Source organism: Pseudomaricurvus alkylphenolicus, from assembly GCF_011683955.1.
GTDB lineage: Bacteria > Pseudomonadota > Gammaproteobacteria > Pseudomonadales > Cellvibrionaceae > Pseudomaricurvus > Pseudomaricurvus alkylphenolicus.
This window is the reverse complement of record NZ_JAAQPI010000007.1, coordinates 44,670-68,190: the sequence shown is the minus strand read 5'-3', so window position 1 is coordinate 68,190 and position 23,521 is coordinate 44,670. Positions and strand designations below refer to the sequence as shown.

Genomic DNA, 23,521 nt, shown 5'->3' with positions numbered 1-23,521 from the left:
TTGGGAAGAACATCATGAGTGTATTTAAATACGAAAAAGACGCTGACGGTATCGTAACCATCACCATGGACATGACCGGTCCGGTCAATGCAATGAACGCAGAATTCCGAACCGCGATGACGGACTCTGTGGCCAAGTTGGAAGCTGAGCAGGGCTTGACGGGGGTCATCTTTGCGTCGGCCAAAAAAGTTTTTTTCGCTGGCGGTGATCTGAACGATCTACTCGCCGCTGAACAAGGTCAGGAAGCGGCATTTATGGAAATGCTCACCAACATCAAGAGCGACTTCCGTAAATTGGAAAAACTGCCTGTGCCCGTTGTGTCCGCGATTAATGGAGCGGCATTGGGCGGTGGCTATGAACTGTGCCTGGCAACCAACCATCGTATTGCTTACAACCACAAATCTGTTCAACTGGGGCTGCCTGAAGTGGGGTTGGGACTGTTGCCGGGCGGTGGCGGCGTAGTGCGTCTGGTGAACCTGCTAGGGCTTCAAGACGCGCTGCCTTACCTGCTCGAGGGCAAGAAAGTAACCCCTGAGAAAGCCATGAAAGCTGGCATGATCCACGAAACGGTGGAGACGCTTGAAGAACTGTTGCCTCGTGCCAAGGCCTATATCCTTGAACAAAAAGACAATCCCGAAGCGGCCGTACAGCCTTGGGATCGAAAGGGTTTCAGAATTCCGGGAGGCAACGCCAATTCACCGAAACTGGCTCAGGTACTCACGGGTGCACCGGCAATGTTGGCACAAAAAACTCGTGGCTTGCTGCCCGCACCAGAACAGATTCTGGATTGTGCAGTGGAAGCGGCAAGACTTGACCTGGACACTGCTCTGCGTATTGAAAGTCGCGGCCTGGCCTATCTGGTAACCACGCCTCAAGCCAAAAACATGATCAATACCTTCTTTTTCCAGATGAACAAGGTGAATGGCGGCGCTTCGCGGCCCAAGGGTGTAGAACCGCAGTTGACCAAAAAGGTGGGCGTATTGGGCGCCGGCATGATGGGTCAGGGCATCGCCTATGTCTCTGCCGTTGCCGGCATTGAAGTGATTCTGAAAGACATCAGTGTGGAAGCGGCTGAAAAAGGCAAGGCTTACACCGAAAAGCTGTTGGAGAAAAAAGTCTCTCGTGGTCGTATGACCGAAGAGAAGAAGGCTGAAATTCTGAACCTGATCAAACCCACTGCCGACGATGCGGATCTGCAGGGCTGTGATCTGATTATCGAGGCGGTATTCGAAAATATTGAGCTCAAGAACAAGATTACTCAGTCCACGGAACAGTATCTGTGCGAGGGCGGTATCTGGGGCTCCAACACCTCGACTTTGCCCATTACCCAGTTGGCAGAAGCCTCCAGCAAGCCGGAGAACTTTATTGGTATTCACTTCTTCTCGCCGGTCGATAAGATGCCGCTGATTGAAATTATCTGCGGAGATAAGACCAGTGATGTGGCACTGGCTAAGGCGTTCGACTATACCCGTCAGATCAAGAAGACACCTATCGTCGTAAATGACTCCCTGGGCTTCTTTACCTCTCGTACCTTCGGTACCTACTTCGATGAAGGTGTGCGCATCGTCACCGAAGGGGTACACCCGGTGAAAACCGATAATCTGGGTAAGGCCATTGGTATGCCCGTTGGCCCACTGACCGTTCACGATGAAGTGAGCCTGGAGCTGACCCGCAAGGCGGCTGAAACCTGGGCGGATATGGGTGTGACTGACAAGTGGGGCGAGCAGAAAGCACTGAATGAAATGGTGCAGTTTATGATCGGTGAAAACGGCCGCGGTGGTCGTTACCACGGTGGCGGTTACTTTGAGTATGGTGCCGACGGCAGCAAAACCATCTGGCCGGGGTTGCTGGAGAAGTACTACAACGCCGATGTGAATATCTGCGATGAGGATATCAAAGACCGGTTGTTATTCCGCCAGGTGATTGAAACCCTCAAGTGTCTGCAGACCAATGTTCTGCGCACTGTGGCCGATGGCAACATCGGCTCTATCATGGGAATCGGCGCGCCGGTCTGGACTGGCGGCTTCCTGCAGTTCGTTAATACTTATGGTCTGGAGAAGTTCCAGGCCCGTTGTGGCGAGCTGGCCGAGAAGTACGGCGAACGCTTCGAGTGCCCACAAATTGTGGCCGACAAGATCGCAGCTGGAGAAACCTTCCAGTAATGGCTGAAGCCGGTTGGGGCGGTGGTCACGATTGACTACCGTCCCCGGTCAATAATTTAGGATGAGATGATGAGACAGTTTACCGAAGAACAAAATATGCTGCGCGAAGCCTATCGCAAGTTCCTCGAAACGGAAGTGGCTCCGCATATGGAGCGTTTTCGCGAACAGGGCATTGTCGATCGCGAAATTTTCAAAAAGGCCGGAGATCAGGGTTTTTTGATGATCTGGCCGGACGAGCAGTACGGTGGTATGGGGGATCGCGACTTTCGTTTTGAGCAGATCATTATGGAAGAGACCTGTCGTGCTGGTTGTGGCGAGTGGTTTAACACCCTGCACAGCCGTCTGGTGGGGCCCTATATCGATCACTTTGGCACCGACGAACAAAAGCAGAAATTTCTAACCGGTGCCGCAAGTGGCGATGAGATTCTGGCGATTGCCATGACTGAGCCGGATGCGGGCAGCGATCTGGCCGGCATGCGCACTACCCTCAAGCAGGAGGGTGATCACTTTATCCTGAATGGCTCCAAGACCTATATTTCCAACGGCATTAACGCCGACTATATTGTCGTGGCCGGTAAATCCGATCCGGACAACAACCCGCATGCCATGACCCTGTGTGTGGTCGAGGCGGGCATGGAGGGTTTTGAACGCGGTCGCAATCTGGACAAGATGGGGCTAAAGGCCCAGGACACGGCCGAGCTGTTTTTCAGCAATGTGATTATTCCCCAGGAAAATATTCTGGGTGAGGTGGGCCACGGCTTCTTTTACCTGATGCAGGGCCTGGCGGAAGAGCGACTGATTGCGGCGGTGATGGCGGCGGCCAACGCCCGTAAGGCATTCAATATTACCCGCGAATTTGCCATGGAGCGTAAGATTTTTGGCAAGCCATTGTCTTACACCCAGAACACTCAGTTCAAAATGGCGGAAATGGATGCGGAAATCGAAGTGTTGCAGGTGTTTGTGGACCACTGCGTGGCTCTTCACAATGAGGGCAAGTTAACCGTGAACATGGCCGCCAAAGCGAAGCTGCAGGCCACGGAGATCGAATGGCGCATGTTGGATCTGGGAGTCCAGCAGCACGGTGGTGCCGGTTATATGCAGGAATACCCCATCTGCAATATGTTTACTGACGCCCGCATCAATCGCATTTTGGCCGGCAGCTCCGAGGTGATGAAGTTGATCATCGGTCGTGATGTATTTTCTGACAATTACAGCAGTATATTAGACTAAGCAGAGAGGAACAAAACATGGAAATCAACGGTAAAGTCGCTCTAGTCACCGGCGGTGCGTCGGGTTTGGGTGAAGCAACAGTACGCCGCTACGTCGCCAACGGCGCCAAGGTGGCGATTTTTGACATGAACGATGATCGCGGCAACGCGTTGGTTAACGAGCTGGGTGATGCCACCACTTATTTCAATGTCAACGTTGCCGACGAAGCCGCGGTGGAATCTTCCATCAAAGCGGTTGTTGAAAAGTTTGGTGCGATCCATATCTGCAACAACTACGCGGGTATCGGTGATGCCTGCAAGACAGTTGGTAAAGATGGCGCTTTCCCACTGAACAAGTTCAAAAAAGTGATCGACGTTAACCTGATCGGTACTTTTAATGTTCTGCGCCTGGTTGCCCTGCAAATGTCTGAGCAGGAGCCGGTCAACGATGATGGTTCTCGAGGCGTGATTATTAACACCGCTTCTATTGCGGCGTACGAGGGCCAAATCGGTCAGGCGGCCTACAGTGCATCAAAAGGTGGCGTTGTGGGTATGACTCTGCCGGTCGCCCGTGATCTGGCCTCCTATGGTATTCGTGTGAATACGATTGTGCCGGGTTTGATTCATACTCCGCTGTTTGATACTTTGCCTGAGCCTGCCTACGAGGCGCTTTCCAAGAGTCCCTTGTATCCCAAGCGCCTTGGTAAGCCAGACGAAATCGCCCATCTTTCCCAGTACATTGTGGAAAATGACTACACCAATGGCGAATGTATTCGTATGGACGCCGGTATCCGTATGCAGCCCAAATAAGGGCTGCCTTGGGAGGATGGAATTATGAGCGATTTTGAAACGATCAACTATGAGGTTACCAATCGGGTAGCCACAATTACCTTGAATCTGCCCGGCACCATGAATGCGATCAGTCAGAAGATGCGTCATGAACTGCTGGCAGCAGTTCAGCAGGTGGAGACTGATGAGGGTGTCCGTATTGCTGTTATTGCCGCTGAAGGCCGCGGGTTTTCTTCCGGTACGGATTTGTCTGAGGGGCTGGCAGGGTTTGAGACGATTGAGGATCAAATCCAGGAAGAGTATAAGCCAATTCTGATGGGGATCGATCAGAGCAGTAAGTTGTTTATTTCTTCTGTGCATGGGGCTTGTGCCGGTATCGGTAGTGCCCTGGCTATGGGTTGTGATTTGACGGTGATGTCGGAGGATGCGTTTATTTATCTTCCGTTCGCGGGTATCAGTCTGGTTCCGGACGGTGGTGCGAGTTTCCATGTGGTTAAGGCTATGGGGTATAAGCGCGCCTTGCAGTTGTTTGTGGAGGCTGGGCGTCTTAAGGCTAACGATTGTTTGGAGTATGGTCTGGCCAATAAGGTGGTACCTTCTGATCAGTTGCGGGAAGTGACTCAGCAGTGGGCTGAGGTGCTGGCCGAAGGTGCGCCTCTTGCTCATCGCTGGGGGAAGAAGTGTCTGAAGGCGTCTCAGCAGAGGGCAATGGAGGAGGTGTTGGATATGGAGGCTCACCATCAGGTGGCGTGTTCTACCAGCGCCGATAGTCTGAATGCGGTTGCCGCTTTCTTTAAGAAGGAAAAGCCGGTGTTTACCGGTAAGTGATCGCTGCGCGGGCAGGGAAGTGCGAAAGGGCCAGCAGGGCATGTGCCACATCGGGCGGCTGGGAATCCCCTGGAGGGGCACGCTACCGGCCCTCCGGGCTTCCCTCAGTCCCCAATGAGCCAAGCTGAAAAACGCTTGTCTCATTGACTCTTTCGGCGTTCGCTTGAAATGCCCCTCCAGGGGACACCCAGCCACCCTTTACTCCGCGGTACCCGCTGTGTGGTACCTCATTGTTATTTCCATTCTGGAAGTACCACTTTTTGTTTTGTTGCGTATTCTTGCCAGTGTTTTTTCATTTCTGAAAATATCTGGGCTTCTACCGCTGACAGGTCGTTGAGTTCTGTCGGGTCTTCCGCGAGGTTGTAAAGGGCCCATTGATCGGAAAGATCGGGTTTTACCAGCCACTTTGGTTTGGAGGAGAGATGCACCAGTTTCCAGTTGTCTTTCCTGATGGCTTTTTGGCCGAACAGCTCCCAACCAATAATTTCATCGGGTCGATGCGGGTTATTGTCCCTGCCGGTGAGGAACGGTAATAGTGAGACTCCAGTTGGTGGCTTTACGGCTCGTCCTTGGTAGTGAGTGCCCGGGTGGCGAACGTCGGCATAGTCCAGAATCGTTGGCGTGATATCTTTCACGGTAATAAATTCATTTGTCATTGTGTTGCTGGCGTTGAGGTTCGGATGAACGATGATGGCCGGAGATTTGATTCCGCCTTCGGACAGAAATGATTTGTACATTCTGTAAGGCCCGACGCTGGTGCGCGCCCAGGCGGCTCCGGGGTAGACGTATGAGCCTATTCTTCCCATGTTTTCGTAGCTGAGATTCCAGGCTTGTGGCAGCCAGGTGTCATTGCCCGGAAGTTTTGATCTGTCCGATCCGTCTGCGCCGTTGTCTGACATAAATACGATCAGGGTGTTATTCAGCTCACCGCTGTCTTTCAGGTGTTCAATCACGCGCCCCAGATGGTGGTCCATTCTTTCTACCACGGCGCCGTAGATTTCCATAGTGCGGGATTGTCTGCGCTGTTCTTGTTCGCTTAGCGATGACCAGGGTTTGATGTGTGCCGGAGGCTGCGAGTCGTGGACGTCGGGTGGAAATACACCATGTTTCTTGGCTGCTGCCACGCGTTTTTCGTACAGTGCGTCATAACCCTGGTCGTAACGGCCCTGGTAAAGGTTCAGGTGCTCATCTTTGACTTGCAGGGGCCAGTGAGGAGCGGTAAAGGCAAGGTAGGCGAAGAAGGGTTTGCCGGTTGCTTTGTCTGCTTTCAGTTGATCGATAATAAACGAGGCGTAGTACTCTGAAGAATAGAAGTCGGATGGCAATTCGGTGACGATGTCACCATTGCGGCGATAGTGTGCTCTTGGCACTTTGGAGGTTAACCCCATCATGTCGTTGAAGTAGCTCGATCCTCCTTGCATTAACGCGAAGGATTCATCAAAGCCGCGGTTGTAGGGGAGTTGTTCGTATTTCATCCCCAGATGCCATTTGCCGGCCATGTAGGTGCGGTAGCCGTTGTCTCTGAGCAGGGTGGCAACCGACACGATGTTTGAGCTCAGGTGGCCTTCATAGCCGCTCTTCCCTCGTTGGTTGGGGGCCATATGTTCAACCATGTTTCCCAGGCCGGCGGTATGGCTGTCTGTACCGGAGAGAAGCATGGCCCTGGTCGGGGAGCAGGTGGCGGAGGTATAAAAGTTGTTGAAGCTGATGCCGCTGCGGGCCAGTTTGTCGATGTTGGGGGTTCGGATTTCGCTGCCAAAGGCACCAATGTCCAGCATACCGAGGTCGTCGGCAACGATAAGCAGGATATTGGGTCGGCTGGGATTGGAGGCTTCGTTTTCTGCCGCCGTTACTACAGCGGTTTGTTCTGTCCGGCAAGCGGTCAGGACAACAGTGGTTATCGCGGCCAACAACTGAATTGTTTTTTTCATAGTCTAATTCTGGAGCCTTAGTGGCTCTTCCCCTTTTTTGCCCAGCAGAGGGATGAAATGGGGAAGAGAGCTGTGAGCGAGGGGTTATTGGCTACCAAAGCGGTAGCGCGCCTGGATATATACTTCCAGCGGGCGGGCGACACTGCCAAACACACTTGAAGAGTCAGCCTGGGTTCTTGAGGTCGTCAGATAATCTTCGTCGGTCAGGTTCTTGGCGCCCAGTGTGATTTCCCAGGTTTCGTCGGGTGACACATAGGTTGCGTTGGCATTGACGATAGAGTAGGAGTCCTGAAAATTGCGGTGGCTGTTTTCGATGGTGTAGAACTGTTCGTCGGTGTAAACCCAGTCGATCCGTGTGCGTATATAGGCCCCCCCATCAAGATTGATAGAGTGATTTGCACCGATGGAAATCTGCCAGTCCGGGGTGTAGGGCATTTCGTTGTTGGTGGTCAGTACCGTGCGGGTGTTGTCTGCGCCGGAATTCAGGTTGCCACCTTCAATTTTGTCCAGACCAGCGTCCAGATACCCCAGGGAGATATCAAAACGCAGATTGTCGGTGACCAATAGATTGAGTTCAGCTTCCAGTCCGGAGATGGTCGCTTCACCGACATTGGAAGTGTTGGGGGCGCCGTTCAACACAGGATCGGAAAACTCAATTTGCATATCATCGTATTTGGTGGTGAACAGCGCGGCGTTCAACCGCAAGTCGCCATCCAGCCAGGTTGATTTGAGCCCCAATTCAAAGGAGTCGACGGTTTCAGGACCAAAGTCTACAGTGTCCAATGGCGGAATGCCTGCCGGAAGACCCGGGAATCGTACCGGCCAACCGCCATCACGAAATCCATTGGCGTATTGCCCATACAGCATCATGTCTTCATTGACATCCCAGGAGAGGTTTAGCAGAACATTGGTTTCAGCCGCTGATTGTTGATCGGTACCTTCCACTGTGAACCAGGGAGCAGCTTCGTCTCCCCGAAACAGGAACAGACCAATGTCTTTTTCGTTTTCGGTATAGCGGACTCCAGAGGTTAATCGCAGGTCATGGTTTAAGTTGTAGACTACCTGTCCGTAGATCGCTTTAGATTCGTTTTCTACTTCTCGATCAATGGTCTGAAAGAACGGCAGGGTGGCCGCCGCCGGCGGTGCTCCCGCAGGCGGTAGCAGCGGGGTCACCAGGGAGACCACTTGCAGCCCTTCCTCCTTGAAATAGTACAAGCCGGCAACGTAGGTCAGATCTTCGGTGAAGGAACCGGTTAATTGGATTTCCTGTGAGAATTGATCCTGCTCAAAATTATCGTTGAGGTTTTGGAAAATAACATAGGGGGTATAGTCATTGTCATTATTGAAGCTGGCATCCATTTCCCGATAGGCGGTTGTTGAGGTCAAGGTCCCGAACGGTAACTCCCAGGTCAATACTGCCGACAGGCCGCCCACATCCAGTACCTGTTCGGGCGTTATTTTATTACCATTCTTATCCACCCAAACTGAGTTGACTTTGTCGTCCCCCAGTATATGCGCATTGCCGTAACAGGCGAGACTGGCGTTCACCAGCGACTGATTGCTACAGGTGGTGGTATCAGATGAAACCCAGGCGGGGTTGGGTGGCGGCAGCGGCGCAGAACCATAGTGATTCAATCCGGTATTAAAACGAAAACCGCTGGCAAAACTGGAGCGATCATCTCCGGCGACATTTCCCGAGCCGGGATTAAGGGAAACATTACCCAGTTGCAGCGGAATGACTGCGGCAGGGGGATCACGCCTCTCTGACCAGTCAACGGCAAGATCAAGCGTGGCGTTCTCACTCAGATCCATCCTGAGTGCGCCACGCACGCCCCAGACATCCTCGCCGCCCAACTTAAGGTCATCATATTGGACGGCATCGACGTAGCCATCGCGTTCCCGGTAGAAGGCCCCCAGTCTGGCCGCCACTTTATCGGATATGGGGACATTGGCAGAGGCTTTGACATAGCGCAGATCCCGCTCGCCGAGGGAAACCATGACATCCCCATTAAAACCTTCATCAGTGCTGGGTTTTTTGGTGATCAGATTGATTGCGCCGCCAATGGAGTTACGGCCAAACAGCGTGCCCTGGGGACCACGCAAGACTTCTGCACGTTCCAGGTCCATAAGATCGGTCAAGCTGCCCACCATGCGGCCCAGGTATATTCCGTCGATATACATTCCCACCGCAGGATCATTGTTGATGTTGAAATCGCTTTGCCCGATTCCTCGAATAAACACTGTGGGTGCAGCGGACATACCGCTGGTGGAACCCCCGGTCTGGAAGTGAACATTGGGCGAGGCTGCTGCCACGTCAGTAACATCGATGGCGCCGCGGTTTTCCAGATCCTTGCCGGTGAAGGCAGAAACGGCGATTGGAGCGTTCTGCAGTCCTTCTTCTACCCTCCGTGCGGTAACCACGACCTCTTCAATGGAGAAACTGCTTTCTGCGTATGCTGTAAAACTTTCCATTGAAGTCGCCAAAGTGGCGAGAGCAATGGCGCTTCTCAAAGCGTATTTACCACTGAACTCAGTGTTCTGCATGTCTTTATCTCCTGCTCAGAGAGCTTTTTCGTTGTTATGATAGTTCGCTTGCCGCAATGTGGTTTATATGTACCACAATGTGTCGATAAACTGTAAGCTCTGCTGTTGGTTAAATAAATTTGTTTTTTTTGACAAAAAGGGTAAGTTTTTCTTAATAAAAGTCAGTTAACGGCTGCAGCGAGAAGCTTGCGTTGATACAAGGACCTTCTATCCATAATAGCCTGTGAGATAAAAGCTATGGAAATCAGACAGTTACGACATTTTATCGCCGCTGTGGAGGCCGGTAATCTGCGCCAGGCCAGCGAAAATATCCATATCAGCCATCCGGCTCTGAGTATGAGCATCAAGAACCTGGAGACGGATCTGGGGGTTCAGCTGCTTAATAAGGGCAGAAAAGGCGTGGCAATGACCTATGCAGGTGAGCAGTTTCTGATCGGAGCTCATGCCATCCTGCGGCAGATTGATGATCTCAGGGCCTCATTGCAGGGTACTCAGAAAAGCCCGAGTGGCAACGTCAGGCTGGGTTTGCCCTACGGTGCCAACAATGCCCTGGCGGCACCGCTGTTTAAACTGCTATTGGAAAACTTTCCCGATATTAACCTGATTATTGAAGAGGGTAATACCACCAGCCTGGAGCGCTCTTACGACAACGATTTGCTTGACGTGATGATTACTTACGACATGCCCGAACAAATGGACAAGAAGTGTGTGCCCTTGTATATCGAGCATCTCTATTTGGTTAGCGCCTACGATCCGATCCTCGATCAAGTGACATCTATCGACGGAAAGGATATTGAAGACCTGCCAATCGTTTCCAGCCCAGGCACCCATTCCATGCGGCGAACGGTAGAAAAATACGCTTTTGATAATGGTGTACAGCTCAACTATTCCCTGGACTTTCAGTCAGCGCATGCCAGCCTGAAGATTGTGGAGGCGGGTCTGGCGCACAGCTTTGCTCCCTGGGATCTGATTCACGATTATACGAGAACAAAACTGATTTCGGCGCGGAAAATAGTTAACCCGCCCATGGAGCGCACGGTTTGCCTAGTCTCTTCGTTGCAGGAAACACAATCGGCAGCGACTAATGCCATCATCGGCGCGATCAAAGCAGCGATCAATATTGCCAGAGCCAATGACAATCTGAGAGGGCGCGCTTTTCTTTATTCGGACTGAGTCGCAAGCGATTGATTGCTGCGCGGCTATTCCTTTTTGGATTTTAATGTTTCGGTTGGTGTCTCTCCAAACGCCTGACGATAAAGCCGGGTAAAATTGCTGGCATGATAGAACCCGTGAGAGGCCGCCAGGTCCGCTACGCTGGTGGTCTCCGCATCCGCCTGTAGCAATTGGCGGCGGATATGGTTGAGTTTCTCGCGTTTGATCACCGCCATGGGTGACTGTTGCAGGTATTTGCGAAACAACAACTGCAGGTTGCGACAACTGGTGTGGCTGGCAGTGGCCAGTTGTTTGAGCGTAATGGGTTCTTGCAAATGCTGTTCAATATAGTTCAGGGCCAGATCGACCGGTGCCGGTAACCCGGCAGGTATCTCCTGGGAGCGATCGGCAGTTTGCAGCAGGGCGCTCAGTAACAGTTCATTGTGAGCGCGGGTAGTGATGCCGCGGCTGAGAAGCGACTGTTCGTCTTCCAGCTCGGTTAATATTGTCTGTAGAATATTGGCCAGGCTCAGCCCCACCCCAGAGGTCAGATCAATCAGCAGTGGTAGGGGCGGTACCTCGTCAACCCCCACCTGTTCTTTGGCGACCCGTTGCATTTGTTCCTTGGCAGTCACCAGGTTAATGCCGTAGCAATCGTGTTTCCAGCTGATGTTCAGTTGGCTTCCGGGCGAGACCATCAACCCTTGTCCCGGTGTTACTCGATAGCTGTTGGCACCGCGGTACAGGATTTCGCCTCTGAGCGGAACAAACAAGTGATAGTCTTCGAGTTCCTCATCAAGTTCAGCATTGATGTTGCAGCCAAAACTGCCTACAAACAGATTGGAGTAGGGCAGTCTGGCCAGTGAGATGTTGATGTCCGGAGACTGTTCAAGGTTGAGTTGGGAGATACGCCTGGTCTGGAAGAGGCGGTTAAAGGTGTCCTGGACCACATCCAGTCGGTCAGTGGCGACAAAGTTAAAGTCCTGCAGGGCAAACAGACGTTCACTCACTGGCTGGGACCCTTTGGTGGAACCAGCGATGAGATCTGCGCGGTAACCATACCCTGGCTCAACAAACGGTTTCTAAGAACCGATTCCTGATAGGTGTAGGTAAAGGCGTGACAACGGCTCCATTGCAGATCGCTGCACGGAGTAAAGGATTGAGGCAGCAGCGGCAACTGCAACAGGTTTACCATCGGGTCGATATCAGTCAGAGTTTGACGGCTATAGTCAGTGAGCCTCGCGGTATCCAACGCAATCAATGATATTGGCGCCGCGTGTTGCTGTTGCAAGGCGTCTTCGATGATGGCGGTGGCGACGCCCAGGCCTTCCTGTTCCACGATGAACAACAGATGGCAATCAAGCAACTTGGGGCGGTAATAGCTTTTGCCCAGCGCTGTCTGGATTTCCAGCGCGTCTCCTTCTTCCAGTTGCTCCGCCAGTATCTGACTGAAGGGATCTGCCTCACTAATGGAAATGTGAAATTCCATCATCCCGCTGTCGTTGTGCAGGCTGGCTATGGGGTATTCGCCCCTGTGACCGTTGATATCTATCAGAGTGGTGTATTGCCCGGCGTGGTAGTGAAAGGCATGGCCGGGACTCAGTTGCAGCCGAAGTATCTTATCGTCCATCTTCTGTTTGCCACGTACCATGGCCACAAAACGGGTGCGAATTTCTGGTGCCGGGTGGGAGATGGTCATGGGCATAAACACGGGGCATTGGCAGGCGAGAAAGTGGTTACTTTCAATCAGAGAATCTTCGAGACCTGCTTGGGCGCTGGGCAGCGGCGTTCCCTGGTCACATCGCATCAGGCAGGATTGGCAGTAGCCGCTACGGCAGAAGTTGGGAATGGCGTGGCCGCGCCTGAGCAAAGAATTGAGGACGGTATCTCCATCTTCCACGACATAGGCGTTTTGTTCAAAGCAGAGTTCAGCCATAACGTATAACCTCGGGGAAAAGCGGGGGGAAGAGAACTTCCCCCAACCCTCGAAAGAAAAAGGGCAATCAAAAACGCACGGTGAAATCGACTCCGTAGGTTCGTGGCGCACCTTCGAGGAAGTAGTTGTATCCGAATCCGCCCTGCAGGTTGATGGCGTATACGTCGTACTCTTCTTCAGTCAGGTTTTGTACCCACAGGGACAGCGCGTATTTCTCCGCGAGGTCAGAGAGCGTCACACGGGCATTGTAAATCCAGTAACTGTCCTGGCGGATATTGCTGTGTCCGTCCAGTTCGTTGTAGGCACTGAACCATTGCTCATCGGTATAGGTACCGTCAAAGTGGGCCCGAGCGATAATGGCGTCGCTGGGTTGGAATTCATAGTCCAGCGCAAAGTTAAAGTTGAGCTCAGGGCTGGATACCGGCTGGTTGCCTTTCAGGTCAATGGTGTCGGCCGGGTCCAGTGGTGTGGACAGTCGGGGCAAGTTCAACTCGGTGTATTCCGCGTCGATCAGACCCAGTCCTGCCTGCACGGTTAACCCTTCCATCGGCATGGCGAGCAATTCGACTTCCAATCCCTGGATGTCAGCACCGCCGGCATTGACCAACTGGGCGGAGATACCCACCTGATTGACAAACTGCTGGTCTTCGTACTCGTAAAAGAAGTAGTTGGCGTTGAGGCGCACGCGACTGTCGAAAAATTCGCTCTTTACGCCTACCTCATAAGCGTCTACGTATTCCGGAGCGGCATAAGCGCCGTTTTCGTTGGTCTGGTCGGCATAGACCAGTCCATTGTTGAAACTGCCGGAACGGAATCCCTTGGAGTAGCTGGCGTAGAGCATAACGTCGGCATTGAGTTGGTAGTCCAGTGCAATCTTACCGGTAAAGGCGTCTTCCTTTACGCTGCGCTTTTCGCCGGAAGCGGTGGTGTAGGGGCCGTCGAGGAACATGCCGGCCGGCAATCCGGTTTGTGCGGAAAGACCCGAAGTAACAAAGGGTGCATCGATTCCCATGGCGATAAACGGTGTGCTCAGCAGGTTATTGGGCAGCCAGCTGCCGATGGGGTTACCCGAGTGGTCAAGGTGTGAGTAGTTAATGTAGTTACGACGGTTTTCGTCTTCGGTATAGCGCAGGCCGACAGTGAGACCAAGGTTGTCATTAATGTCGTAGGTCATATGGGTGTAAACCGCATAGGATTCCTTGACTACATCGAAACCTCGTTGTACCTGCCCCATGTTGGGGGCGGCAACGGCGAGTGCGGCAAAGTGATCGGCCATGGGAACATTGCCCATGGCGTTCATGGCATTGCTGAGGTTGTTAAGCATCACCGGAACCACCGGATCGGCGAAAAAAGTGTGATGGACGATGTCGGTATTAATGTCTTCGTGTCCGTAATAGAGACCGGCAATAAAGTTAAAGGGACCATCAAAGCTGGAGACCAGACGCAGATCTTGACCGAAGGCTTCGCTATCGGATTGCCAATCGATAGAGAGCAGGTTCGCAGTGGTACCATCAGTGTCGGTTTCAGCCAGGTAGTCGGCATCGTAGAAAGAGCTGACGGAGACCAGAGTAAAGTTTTCAAAGTCATAGCTGACCTTGAGATTGACGGAGGTCATTTCTGTCTCCGTCTTGCCCACATAATCGGTGGCGCCTTCATAGTGCTCGCCATCCGTGACGACACCAGCCAACGTCATGCCACCCGGTAAGGTACCTTCGGCACGTGGTACAGAGGAGCGCGGTGTGCTCTTGGCGGAGGTGATTTTGAGCAGCGCGTTCAGTTCGTCTGTCGGTTGCCAATTGAGTGTCAAACGTCCGGCCCGGTAGTCCGTCTGGGCCATATCAGAACCGTTGTGATTGTCCCATTTGCCTTCATCTTTTTTGGTCTTCAGGGCCAGACGAGCTCCCAGAACGCCATCGATGAGCGGAGATTCTACGGCCATGCTGGCCGAGCGACCGTCGTAGTCTTCAACCCCCAGGGTTGTGTAGCCGGTGGTATAGCCGTCCAGTTCAGGATTGCGGGTAATAATATTGATCGCCCCACCGGTGGTGTTTTTACCGTAAAGGGTGCCCTGTGGACCACGCAGGACCTCAATACGCTCAATGTCGAACATACTCAGGCCATGGGTGTAGGTGGAGCCCAGGTAGGCTTCATCGGCGTAGACACCAATGGGGCTGGCCTGACTGGGGTTGTAATCGGCCATGGAAATACCGCGGATGGCAAAGATTGGCTGGGCGTCTCCAAGCGGTGCGCTGACCTGCATATTCGGTACTTGTGAGGCGACATCGGTGGGGTTGTCCCAGCCCAGTGCTTCGATATCCTCCGATCCAATGGCGGAGACGGCCACCGGTACTTCCTGCATGCTTTCGCTGCGTTTCTGGGCGGTAACGACCACCTCTTCCAGCGCAAAGTCTTCCAGCGAGTGGGCGTTGAGGCTGGCGCTGATGAGGCCGATGGCCAGGGCGAGTCGGTGTGGGTTGCTGATCCGCTTCATGATAGTGAACTCTTCCTCTTGGTGTCTGTGACGTTATTGGAATTGAGGGGTTTTCCCATGTTGTGAGTTCAGTCTAGAAACTGTCGTTGCTCAATAACACTAACTTTAGTTGGGATTTTTGATGGATGGCCTCCGCGACAGCCACGGCAGCCCAACCTTGGTTGGGGTTCTGCGCTTCGCGCGGTTGCTATAGTGACCGACCACGAGATTACGGAGAAAGCCCCTATGTCCAGTCCAATGCAACAGATTCCGCTGCTGACGTCATCCTTTATAGAGCATGCCCACCGCTGGCACGGTGATCAGGAAATCGTGTCGCGGCTGTCTGAGGGCAGCATCCATCGCTATAGTTACCGCGATGCTTATCGGCGCAGCTGCCGGGTGGCGAACCTGTTAGCGCAATGGGGAGTGGAGAACGGCGAGCGGGTGGCGACGCTGGCTTGGAATAGCCATCGTCATTTCGAGCTTTATTATGGCATTGGCGGTAGCGGTGCGGTGATTCATACCATCAACCCCCGTTATACGACTGACCAGATTCGCTTTATCATCAATGACGCCAAGGACAGTTATCTGTTCTTTGATCGAGATCTGCTGCCTATAGTGGAGGCGGTCGCGCCGCACTGTGATTCTATTCGGGGTTTTGTTTTGATGGAGGATAAAGCGCGCATGCCGTCGCAATCCTCCTTAAAGAACCTGATGTGCTATGAAACTCTATTATTAGAAGTTTCTGATGTTTATGACTGGCCGCCATTGGATGAAAATAATTTGGTGTCTCTGTGTTATACCTCGGGCACCACGGGTAACCCCAAGGGCGTTGGCTATACGCATCGTTCTACCTGTCTGCATACCTTGGTTGCCGCCAGCGCTAACGCGTTGGGAGTGAGTCGCAGTGATTGTGTGTTGCCCGTGGTGCCGCTGTTTCATATCAACGCGTGGGAACTGCCCTATATCTGCGCCATGAGCGGGGCCAAGTTGGTGCTGCCGGGTGCGCAGTTGGACGGTGAAAGTCTGTTCGAATTAATGCAGACGGAGGGGGTGACCCTGTCGGCGGGGGTTCCTACCATTTGGATGGGGTTGTTGAAGTATATGAAAGACAATGCGCTGTCACTGCCGGAGTTGAAGAAAGTGGGAACCGGCGGCTCTGCCTGTCCGCGTTCGATTATTCGGGAGTTGCACGAGACACATGGCATTCGGGTGATGCATGGTTGGGGTATGACGGAAACCAGTTCCGTGGTGACCTTGAATACGCAGACGGCGGAGGAAAAAGGGCTTTCGATGAATGATTATTGCGACCATATGTCGCTGCAGGGGCCGCCGTTGTGGGGAGTGGATTTGAAGGTGGTCAACGAAGAGGGGCAGGAGCTGCCTCGCGACAGTGGAAGCGTGGGTGAATTGAAAGTTCGGGGGCATTGGGTCTGTGAGAGCTACCATAACCGGCATGATACCGCTGTGGACGAAGGGGGTTGGCTGGCAACCGGTGATGTCGGGATGATTACACCGGAGGGCAGTTTGCAGCTGACGGATCGTCTTAAGGATTTGATCAAGTCCGGAGGGGAGTGGATCAGTTCGGCGCAATTGGAGGACATTGCGTTGGAACACCCACTGATTGAGATGGCCAGCGCGATTGCGGTTGAGCATCCCAAGTGGGACGAACGGCCCCTATTAGTGGTGAAAACGGTTGAGGGGAATCACCTGTCCGCGCAGGAGATTCGCGATAGCTATGTGGGCAAGCTGGCCAAGTGGGCGATTCCGGATGATGTGGTTTTTGTGTCGGAATTTCCCCTTGGGGCTACCGGCAAGATTCATAAGTTGTCTTTGAAACAGAGATTTCGTGATCATTTTCTAGCGTCGTGAGTCTGAAGTCGTCGATAAAAACCGCTGGTGCAAACACCAGCGGTCCCGGCTTGGAACCCTCCTCGCCGCTGGCCGTATCTGCATCTCATCTGGCCGCCTGAGCGCTTCTCCCGTTTGCATCGGTTTCGCTAACATTGTTCGCAAGCCAGTAGCCTTTCTCCTTGAGCTTGGACTACCCAACGAAACCCACGATGTAGAGGAAAATCGATGCGTTTTAGCCCAATAATCTTATCTGTAGTCGCAGCTTCCACAATCTCAAATGTTCCTCGTGCGCAAGGGGTACAGCTCGAAGAAATAATCGTTACCGCCACCAAGCGCGCGGAAAGCCTGCAGGATATCCCGGTCTCGGTAACGGCCCTGTCCGCTGATACACTGCAGGAAGCCGGTGTCGGCAATCTCAATGATGTTGCCTCGCAGGTGCCGTCCCTGACGGTGGTGTCCAACCTCAACCCATTCGCCACAGCCATCAGTATTCGCGGCTTTGGTACCTCCCAAAACGATCCCGCTCTTGAAGCTTCCGTGGCCTTCATATTGGACGGTGTTTACATGGGAAACTCGGGTCTCGGCATGTCGGATCTTACGGATATTGAACGTATTGAGGTCTTGCAGGGACCCCAGGGCACTCTGTACGGAAAAAACAGCAATGCCGGCGTGGTCAGTGTCATCACCAAATCGCCCAGTCTGATCAATACCGAAGGCTATGTCGAAGCCACAGCCGGGAATTACGGACTACGCAAATACGTGGCCTCAATTACCGGGCCGGTATCCGATTCAGTGGCCTATTTGCTGTCGGGCAGTTGGAATCAACAGGACGGTTGGCTGGAGAATGGCCGCGGAGACGATCTCAACGCGGTGGAGGACTGGAACCTCCGAGGTAAATTGCTATGGCAGGTCAGCGATGAATTATCGGTAAAACTCACCGCCAGTCGGGTAGAGCGCGACACCAACTGCTGCGGTGCCGATGCCAAACAAACCCGTGCTGTGACGGACGAACTTCTTGCCCAGGGGCTCCCGGTTCCCGCCAATGATGCATTTGATTATCGCAACAATGTCGATATGGAATCGGCCTTCGATCTCAGTGCTGATGCCATCAATGTCACCGTTGATTACGAGTTTGGCAATGCCACCCTGTCATCGATCACAGCCTGGAATGACTACAGCTATGCCACCTCCTACGACGGCGATCGTTCAGAGTTGTTTGTCATACACGTGGTGGACGACAGCTACACCGGTGAATTGATGTCACAGGAAATCAGGCTCACCAGTGATCTCGCCGGGCCACTGCAATATGTGGCTGGATTCTACTACTCTCAAGAGACGCGCACACGGGGTGGCCCGGGGGACCGCGCCATCGTGATTGGCGATGATGTGGTTGCGGTCGCGGGAGCGCAATCGGGTCTGGGTCCACTCTTTGCGCTGGGTGCCCAGCCTGGCGACTACGTGTCCTTCGACGCAGAGTGGGAGACAGAGAATCTGGCGATATTCGGGCAAGCCACTTATGAAATGTCGGAAGACTGGGTGGCGACACTGGGGTTGCGTTATACCAGGGAATCAAAACAGGCGCGACTCTATGCGCAGCCCTATTCCAGCGCGGCGCTGTTTGGCACTGGCCAGACATTGGTGGAGCAAGCCTACAGCGCCATTGATGCTGACCTGGAACGTGATTTTTCCGGTGTGACAGGTTTGGCGAGTATTTCCTATTTCTGGGATACCGGCGTGATGTTGTTCGCCTCGGTGTCAACGGGGACCAAATCCGGAGGTTTTAATGGTGTCTCGGCCGATGATGCCTCCCCCGACTTCGATGAAGAAAACACGACCAACTACGAGTTGGGCATCAAATCACAACTGTTTGATAACCGACTGCAACTGAACGTGACCGCGTTCCATACCCTATTTGACGACTTGCAGTTTCAGGCCCAGTTACCCAATGGAGTTGGCTTCTTTGTCAGCAACGCAGCACAGGGCACCAGCACCGGCTTAAGTGTCGACTTTTCTGCCTTGCCCTGGCCGTTCCTTATGGTATCCGGAGGCCTGCAGTACCTGGACGCCGAATACAGCGAGGGAGCCTTGAGTGAGATGGGCGCAAGCGTGCCTCAGGCACCCAAATGGAGTGGCAATATCGCCGTGACCACGACCCTGCCGCTTGCGGGAGGGGAAGTTTATCTGCGTGGCGACTACACCTTTATGGGCGATCATTTTAACAATCCCACTTATCAGCCGGCCACTGCCGAACAGGACAAGGAACTGATGAACATTCGCCTGGGATGGCGCGATGACCGATGGGACGCGGCCCTTTGGGTGAACAACGTCACCGATGAGGTTTACGCCTCGCTTACCGCGGCACCGCTCGCGTTTACCGGTACCGAAGCCGAGTTCCTGCAGGCACCGCGCACCTACGGCGCGACACTGCGCTATCGGTTTTAACGAATATAGACACAGGCGGAAAACAAATATGAGCAAAGGTGCGACAAAAAATATTCTGGTGGTGGGCGGTGGCACGGCGGGCGCCGTACTGGCGGCTCGCTTGAGTGAGAACAGTGGGTTAGCGGTGACCCTGCTGGAAGCGGGGCCCGGCGATGAGGCCTACCATGCATCCGTACTCGAACCGGGGCGGACCTACGAAGTGTGGGCCGGGACCTTGCCCACCGCAACCTGCAACATGGCCAGCGAATGGGGCGATATTCCCGCACGCCAGGGTCGGATTCTTGGCGGAACCTCAGCGCTCAACGCATCGGCAACACTGCGGGGACAACCGGCCGACTATAACGCCTGGAAATCCGCAGGGCTCGACGGTTGGGGATGGGACGACGTGATAAACACCTTTATCGCCGCCGAACGGGATGCCGACTTTGGTTCATCACCATTGCACGGCAACAGCGGTCCGTTGCCGGTGCGGCGTTGGCGTCGGGATGAGTTCACGGTGAAACACAAGGCCTTTATGGATGGGATGGCCGAAGTGGGGGTGCACGCCGCCAACGATATTAACGATCCGGCGCAGCTTCCGGGGGTGGGTGTGTTTCCCGCAACCATCGATGAGCAATCACGTCGGGTAACCACCAGCCTGGCCTATCTCACTGAAGAGGTACGCTCGCGGCAAAACTTCACGCTTCGCACTCAAGCCGAGGTACACAGGGTGTGCATTGAGAACGGCCGTGCAACCGGTGTGATTCTGACCTCCGGTGAGGAGCTGCAGGCCGATGAAGTTGTTCTCACGGCGGGGGCGCTGTACTCGCCAACTCTGCTGTTACGCTCCGGTGTGGGGCCGGGGGCACATTTGGCCGATTACGGCATTGCCGTACAGGCGGATCTGCCGGTGGGCGCCACCATGAGTGACCATCTTGGCCCGGCCGTCTATTACAGTCACGAAGGGGCGCAGGGAGGTAACGGGGGACCGGCCCAGGTTGTTCTGGTCGGTGCCTCCAACGGTACCAATGTCGACTACCACGGCTTGCCGTTGCATTGGACGGAGAATGAGGGGCGCACGGAATTTCAGGTCGTGACCTTCCTGCTGCGCTCTTCCGGGCGGGGCAGCGTGCGGCTGGGGGAGTCGATCGATGCCGAACCGAATGTTGTCGCGCCACCAATGCCCGATGATACCGAAGTGCGCCTGTCGCACGCATTTCGGGCCTTGGCGGCCTGGGAGCAGTCGGCGGCCGCGAGAGCTATCGACGTGCGGCAACTGGGTGAGCCCCGTGATCTTACCGCTGCGGGGGCGGTAACGGCGGCGCTGGAACAGGGCATTTTCAGCTATTTCCATATGACCAGCACCTGCCCGATGGGAACGGTGCTGGATGCCGATTGCCGCGTGCACGGCATTGACGGTCTGCGTGTGGCGGACGCCTCAGTGATGCCCACGATCCCCAGCGGCAACACCTATCTGGGGTGCGTCATGGTGGCCGAGCGCGTGGCGCAGAAGATGAAGGCAGAGTACGGGTCACAGAATTAACTGCAAACCCGCGAGGGCGGCGCTGTGCTGCCCAATCACATCGACGAATTCTAATTTATATTATGACTAAGGAAACCCAAATGTCTCAACGAACGCAGCGAAAAATGAACTCGGGCTTCGGCGCTCAGTCGCACGCCTCTGAAGTCATGGAGGGAGTTGATCTATCGGGTAAGGTTGCCGTTGTTACCGGAGGCTATTCCGGCATTGGTCTGGAAACCACGCGGGCATTGGTTGAAGCCGGCGCACGAGTGTACGTGCCGGCGCGCTCGATGGCTTCAGCGAGAGACAACCTGGCGGATTTGCAGGGCGTTATCCTCGAATCCATGGATCTGGCAGATCTCGCCAGCGTGCGCGGTTTTGCCGAGAAGGTGCTGAGCCGAGAATCGCGACTGGACCTATTGATCAACAACGCCGGGGTTATGACCTGCCCGGAAGCGAGGGTTGGCAATGGTTGGGAATCTCAATTTGCGATCAATCATCTCGGTCACTTTGTATTGACCACTACACTGCTGCCAATCCTGCTTGCGGCTCAGAAGTCGAGGGTCATCGTGCTGTCGTCGTCGGCGCATCATATGTCGGATATTCGCTGGCATGATATTCACTTTGATCACGATGACTACGAAAAGTGGAGCGCCTACGGACAGTCAAAAACCGCCAATGCATTGTTTGCATTGGCCCTGGACATGAAGTTTGGCGACCAGGGGTTACGGGCTTTCTCCGTGCACCCCGGTATTATCCGCACGCCGCTGCAACGTCATTTGCCCCATGAAGAACTGCGGGCCATGGGTTGGGAGGATGAAAGCGGGGGCGTGTCGGAGCTGATGCAGGCGGTGTACAAATCGCCGTCGCAGGGTTGTGCCACCACGTTGTGGGCAGCCACCAGCACACAGTTGAATGACATTGGCGGACTCTACTGTGAGGACTGCGACGTCGCCAACTTGGTGCTCGACAATCCCTCGCCCATCGGTGATGTATCACCGCACGCGGTCAATGAGCAGGGTGCTGAGCGCCTTTGGCAGCTGACAGAAGCCATGCTGGCCGAGGCGTGACAAGCCACCCTCGCGGAGGGGGCGTTTAGATCTGCTATACTTCCATCGCTAACTTCACTTGAGTTTCACTGTCAGGCGATGGACAAAAAATTCTACTCGCGTAGCGAACCGATTCTGCTGCCCTACTACCCCAGGCTCGTGTTTCTGTCACTGCTCGACCTGGGGCACCCCGAAGAACAACTGTTTTGTGGTGTGGACCTGTCTGCTGAGCAGCTGCACGATGAAAACTATCGCCTCAGCATAGAGCAGCACGAACGCTTTATCCTCCGTGCACTGGAAGTCACCGACGATCCTCATTTGGCCACCCGCATCGGGAAGATGCAGGATTTTTCGCAGGCCAATTTTGCATTACTCACGGCGGCCAACAGCGGCAATATTGCCAAGGCATTGCGCATGATCGTACGCTACAATGAAATACTCACGCGCGTATTCTCAATTCGAACAGTCGAAACTGACGACCATGCATTCATGGACATTGATTCACATTTGGAACACGAAGCCGTTCTCTACTTTGCCATGGGTGCGTTTGTTCTGTTTCTGGACGACTTCTTTGTTCGAGTGCTCAAGGATGCTCATCTTATTGAGCGCGTGGAAATGACCGTTCCAGAGCCAGCCGGTTTTGCCGAGGTCAGTGCCGAGTTTCCCTTCCCGGTAAGGTTTAATCATTCCCGCAATCGGGTCTACTTCTACAAAGGACTCTTGGATCGGCCTATGGGGCAGGCAGACCCCCAGACGGTGCGATTGCTGACCGAAATGAGTGAGCGGCAATTGGTGGAAGCCGAAGCGGAAATGAGTCTCGTCGGTGCCGTCAAGTCGATTCTCATCGATCAGATTGCATCGCCGCCGAAACTGAACCAGGTGGCAAAAATGCTGGGCATTTCCGACCGTGGGTTGAGGAGAAAGTTGGCGGAGTCAGGTACCACTTACCAAAAAATACTCGATTCCATTCGTATTAAGATGGGCATCAAATTACTCAAAGAAACCGATGAGCCTATTTCTTCTATAGCCTACGAACTTGGGTTCAGCAACGCTTCTGACTTTGGGCGGGCTTTCAAAAGATGCAGCGGCCTGTCACCTTCCTCCGTTCGCAGTGGTGCGGTGGTTCAAGAGTCAAAGGATCAAAGCCATTGAAATTACGGCCTTCAGTGTTAAGGCACCAGGATTGGAGTTTCTCCAAAATTGTTGCCCACTGGTGACAGCAGTTCGATGTCTATTTTTACAGTCTGGAACAACCACTGATCGTCTTGTTTGATATAGCGGTCTTGGTAGCTTGCGCTGTGCCAGATTCCTTGCTTGCCTTTCTCCGTATTGAAGGTCATGGGTTCCCACAGCAACCAGTGGCCGGTCGCCGCATGACCATCGACGTTGATGATGGGGTTGGTGACGTAGTGCAGGGCAAAGGGCACTTGCCGGGAGGCGGCGCGAAAAAATTCTCGAATTCCTTCACGACCTTCGGCCACACCCAGGACACCGCCGTCCCAGATGGCATCTTCGGAGAACATCGGGGCTAATCGCTCTGGGTTGTAGTTGTCGTCGCAGGCCAGGCAGTATTCAGCTTTAAGGCGGCGAATGGCTTCGACGTCTTCCAGTTGTTGCAGTCGCAGTAACAGCTCTGAGTTGGTCATTGATTCTCT

At 53.9% G+C, this 23,521-nt stretch carries 16 protein-coding genes; 10 read left to right on the top strand and 6 right to left on the bottom strand.

Going from position 1 to position 23,521, the window contains the following annotated elements; translation table 11 throughout:
- Nucleotides 1–14: 14 nt before the first annotated feature.
- The 4 genes from HBA55_RS18120 to HBA55_RS18105 all read left to right on the top strand — a co-directional run bounded on the left by HBA55_RS18120 (nt 15) and on the right by HBA55_RS18105 (nt 4,987).
- The gene (locus HBA55_RS18120; RefSeq protein ID WP_166994341.1) at nt 15–2,162 is read left to right on the top strand and encodes a 3-hydroxyacyl-CoA dehydrogenase NAD-binding domain-containing protein; all 2,148 of its coding nucleotides are present in this window, start codon (nt 15–17) and stop codon (nt 2,160–2,162) included.
- 69 nt (nt 2,163–2,231) lie between these two features.
- Nucleotides 2,232–3,392: an acyl-CoA dehydrogenase family protein gene (locus HBA55_RS18115; protein WP_166994339.1), complete on the top strand. Its 1,161-nt coding sequence runs from the start codon at nt 2,232–2,234 to the stop codon at nt 3,390–3,392.
- A gap of 17 nt (nt 3,393–3,409) precedes the next feature.
- Nucleotides 3,410–4,180, top strand: coding sequence for an SDR family NAD(P)-dependent oxidoreductase (locus HBA55_RS18110; RefSeq protein ID WP_166994337.1), 771 nt, complete (start codon nt 3,410–3,412; stop codon nt 4,178–4,180).
- A gap of 24 nt (nt 4,181–4,204) precedes the next feature.
- Nucleotides 4,205–4,987: an enoyl-CoA hydratase/isomerase family protein gene (locus tag HBA55_RS18105; RefSeq protein ID WP_166994335.1), complete on the top strand. Its 783-nt coding sequence runs from the start codon at nt 4,205–4,207 to the stop codon at nt 4,985–4,987.
- Between the two features lie 233 nt (nt 4,988–5,220).
- On the opposite strand, the gene HBA55_RS18100 is transcribed toward HBA55_RS18105, so the two are convergent.
- Entirely contained in the window at nt 5,221–6,918 is a 1,698-nt protein-coding gene (locus tag HBA55_RS18100) for an arylsulfatase (RefSeq protein ID WP_166994332.1), read from the bottom strand.
- An 84-nt stretch (nt 6,919–7,002) separates the two neighbouring features.
- On the bottom strand, nt 7,003–9,462 hold the full coding sequence (locus HBA55_RS18095) for a TonB-dependent receptor (RefSeq protein ID WP_166994330.1): 2,460 nt from the start codon (nt 9,460–9,462) through the stop codon (nt 7,003–7,005).
- A gap of 237 nt (nt 9,463–9,699) precedes the next feature.
- Here HBA55_RS18095 and HBA55_RS18090 point away from each other — a divergent pair, with 237 nt between their 5' ends.
- Nucleotides 9,700–10,635, top strand: coding sequence for a LysR family transcriptional regulator (locus tag HBA55_RS18090; protein WP_166994328.1), 936 nt, complete (start codon nt 9,700–9,702; stop codon nt 10,633–10,635).
- A 26-nt stretch (nt 10,636–10,661) separates the two neighbouring features.
- Here HBA55_RS18090 and HBA55_RS18085 read toward each other — a convergent pair whose 3' ends face one another.
- From HBA55_RS18085 to HBA55_RS18075, 3 genes are all read right to left on the bottom strand, one after another.
- Complete coding sequence (locus HBA55_RS18085; RefSeq protein WP_166994326.1) at nt 10,662–11,624, bottom strand: helix-turn-helix domain-containing protein; 963 nt, start codon at nt 11,622–11,624, stop codon at nt 10,662–10,664.
- Complete coding sequence (locus HBA55_RS18080; RefSeq protein ID WP_166994324.1) at nt 11,621–12,550, bottom strand: 2Fe-2S iron-sulfur cluster-binding protein; 930 nt, start codon at nt 12,548–12,550, stop codon at nt 11,621–11,623. Before HBA55_RS18080 ends, HBA55_RS18085 begins: the two co-directional genes overlap by 4 nt.
- 67 nt (nt 12,551–12,617) lie before the next feature.
- Entirely contained in the window at nt 12,618–15,041 is a 2,424-nt protein-coding gene (locus HBA55_RS18075; protein WP_166994322.1) for a TonB-dependent receptor, read from the bottom strand.
- A 225-nt stretch (nt 15,042–15,266) separates the two neighbouring features.
- Between HBA55_RS18075 and HBA55_RS18070 the strand changes: the two genes are divergently transcribed.
- From HBA55_RS18070 to HBA55_RS18050, 5 genes are all read left to right on the top strand, one after another.
- Entirely contained in the window at nt 15,267–16,892 is a 1,626-nt protein-coding gene (locus HBA55_RS18070; RefSeq protein WP_166994320.1) for a long-chain-fatty-acid--CoA ligase, read from the top strand.
- Nucleotides 16,893–17,099: 207 nt separating this feature from the next.
- Nucleotides 17,100–19,316 (top strand): TonB-dependent receptor, encoded by a 2,217-nt coding sequence (locus tag HBA55_RS18065; protein WP_166994318.1) that lies wholly within the window; start codon nt 17,100–17,102, stop codon nt 19,314–19,316.
- Between the two features lie 28 nt (nt 19,317–19,344).
- Nucleotides 19,345–20,838 (top strand): GMC family oxidoreductase, encoded by a 1,494-nt coding sequence (locus HBA55_RS18060; protein ID WP_166994316.1) that lies wholly within the window; start codon nt 19,345–19,347, stop codon nt 20,836–20,838.
- Between the two features lie 80 nt (nt 20,839–20,918).
- Complete coding sequence (locus tag HBA55_RS18055; protein ID WP_166994314.1) at nt 20,919–21,887, top strand: oxidoreductase; 969 nt, start codon at nt 20,919–20,921, stop codon at nt 21,885–21,887.
- Nucleotides 21,888–21,965: 78 nt separating this feature from the next.
- Nucleotides 21,966–23,018, top strand: coding sequence for an AraC family transcriptional regulator (locus HBA55_RS18050; RefSeq protein ID WP_166994312.1), 1,053 nt, complete (start codon nt 21,966–21,968; stop codon nt 23,016–23,018).
- Between the two features lie 17 nt (nt 23,019–23,035).
- Here HBA55_RS18050 and HBA55_RS18045 read toward each other — a convergent pair whose 3' ends face one another.
- Nucleotides 23,036–23,512 (bottom strand): nuclear transport factor 2 family protein, encoded by a 477-nt coding sequence (locus tag HBA55_RS18045; RefSeq protein WP_166994310.1) that lies wholly within the window; start codon nt 23,510–23,512, stop codon nt 23,036–23,038.
- Nucleotides 23,513–23,521: the final 9 nt, after the last annotated feature.

What these genes read in the sequence shown, in the direction of transcription:
- HBA55_RS18120 (WP_166994341.1), top strand. Translation starts at nt 15, where the DNA reads ATGAGTGTATTTAAATACGAAAAAGACGCTGACGGTATCGTAACCATC.
- HBA55_RS18115 (WP_166994339.1), top strand. Translation starts at nt 2,232, where the DNA reads ATGAGACAGTTTACCGAAGAACAAAATATGCTGCGCGAAGCCTATCGC.
- HBA55_RS18110 (WP_166994337.1), top strand. Translation starts at nt 3,410, where the DNA reads ATGGAAATCAACGGTAAAGTCGCTCTAGTCACCGGCGGTGCGTCGGGT.
- HBA55_RS18105 (WP_166994335.1), top strand. Translation starts at nt 4,205, where the DNA reads ATGAGCGATTTTGAAACGATCAACTATGAGGTTACCAATCGGGTAGCC.
- HBA55_RS18100 (WP_166994332.1), bottom strand. Translation starts at nt 6,918, where the DNA reads ATGAAAAAAACAATTCAGTTGTTGGCCGCGATAACCACTGTTGTCCTG.
- HBA55_RS18095 (WP_166994330.1), bottom strand. Translation starts at nt 9,462, where the DNA reads ATGCAGAACACTGAGTTCAGTGGTAAATACGCTTTGAGAAGCGCCATT.
- HBA55_RS18090 (WP_166994328.1), top strand. Translation starts at nt 9,700, where the DNA reads ATGGAAATCAGACAGTTACGACATTTTATCGCCGCTGTGGAGGCCGGT.
- HBA55_RS18080 (WP_166994324.1), bottom strand. Translation starts at nt 12,550, where the DNA reads ATGGCTGAACTCTGCTTTGAACAAAACGCCTATGTCGTGGAAGATGGA.
- HBA55_RS18075 (WP_166994322.1), bottom strand. Translation starts at nt 15,041, where the DNA reads ATGAAGCGGATCAGCAACCCACACCGACTCGCCCTGGCCATCGGCCTC.
- HBA55_RS18070 (WP_166994320.1), top strand. Translation starts at nt 15,267, where the DNA reads ATGTCCAGTCCAATGCAACAGATTCCGCTGCTGACGTCATCCTTTATA.
- HBA55_RS18065 (WP_166994318.1), top strand. Translation starts at nt 17,100, where the DNA reads ATGCGTTTTAGCCCAATAATCTTATCTGTAGTCGCAGCTTCCACAATC.
- HBA55_RS18060 (WP_166994316.1), top strand. Translation starts at nt 19,345, where the DNA reads ATGAGCAAAGGTGCGACAAAAAATATTCTGGTGGTGGGCGGTGGCACG.
- HBA55_RS18055 (WP_166994314.1), top strand. Translation starts at nt 20,919, where the DNA reads ATGTCTCAACGAACGCAGCGAAAAATGAACTCGGGCTTCGGCGCTCAG.
- HBA55_RS18050 (WP_166994312.1), top strand. Translation starts at nt 21,966, where the DNA reads ATGGACAAAAAATTCTACTCGCGTAGCGAACCGATTCTGCTGCCCTAC.
- HBA55_RS18045 (WP_166994310.1), bottom strand. Translation starts at nt 23,512, where the DNA reads ATGACCAACTCAGAGCTGTTACTGCGACTGCAACAACTGGAAGACGTC.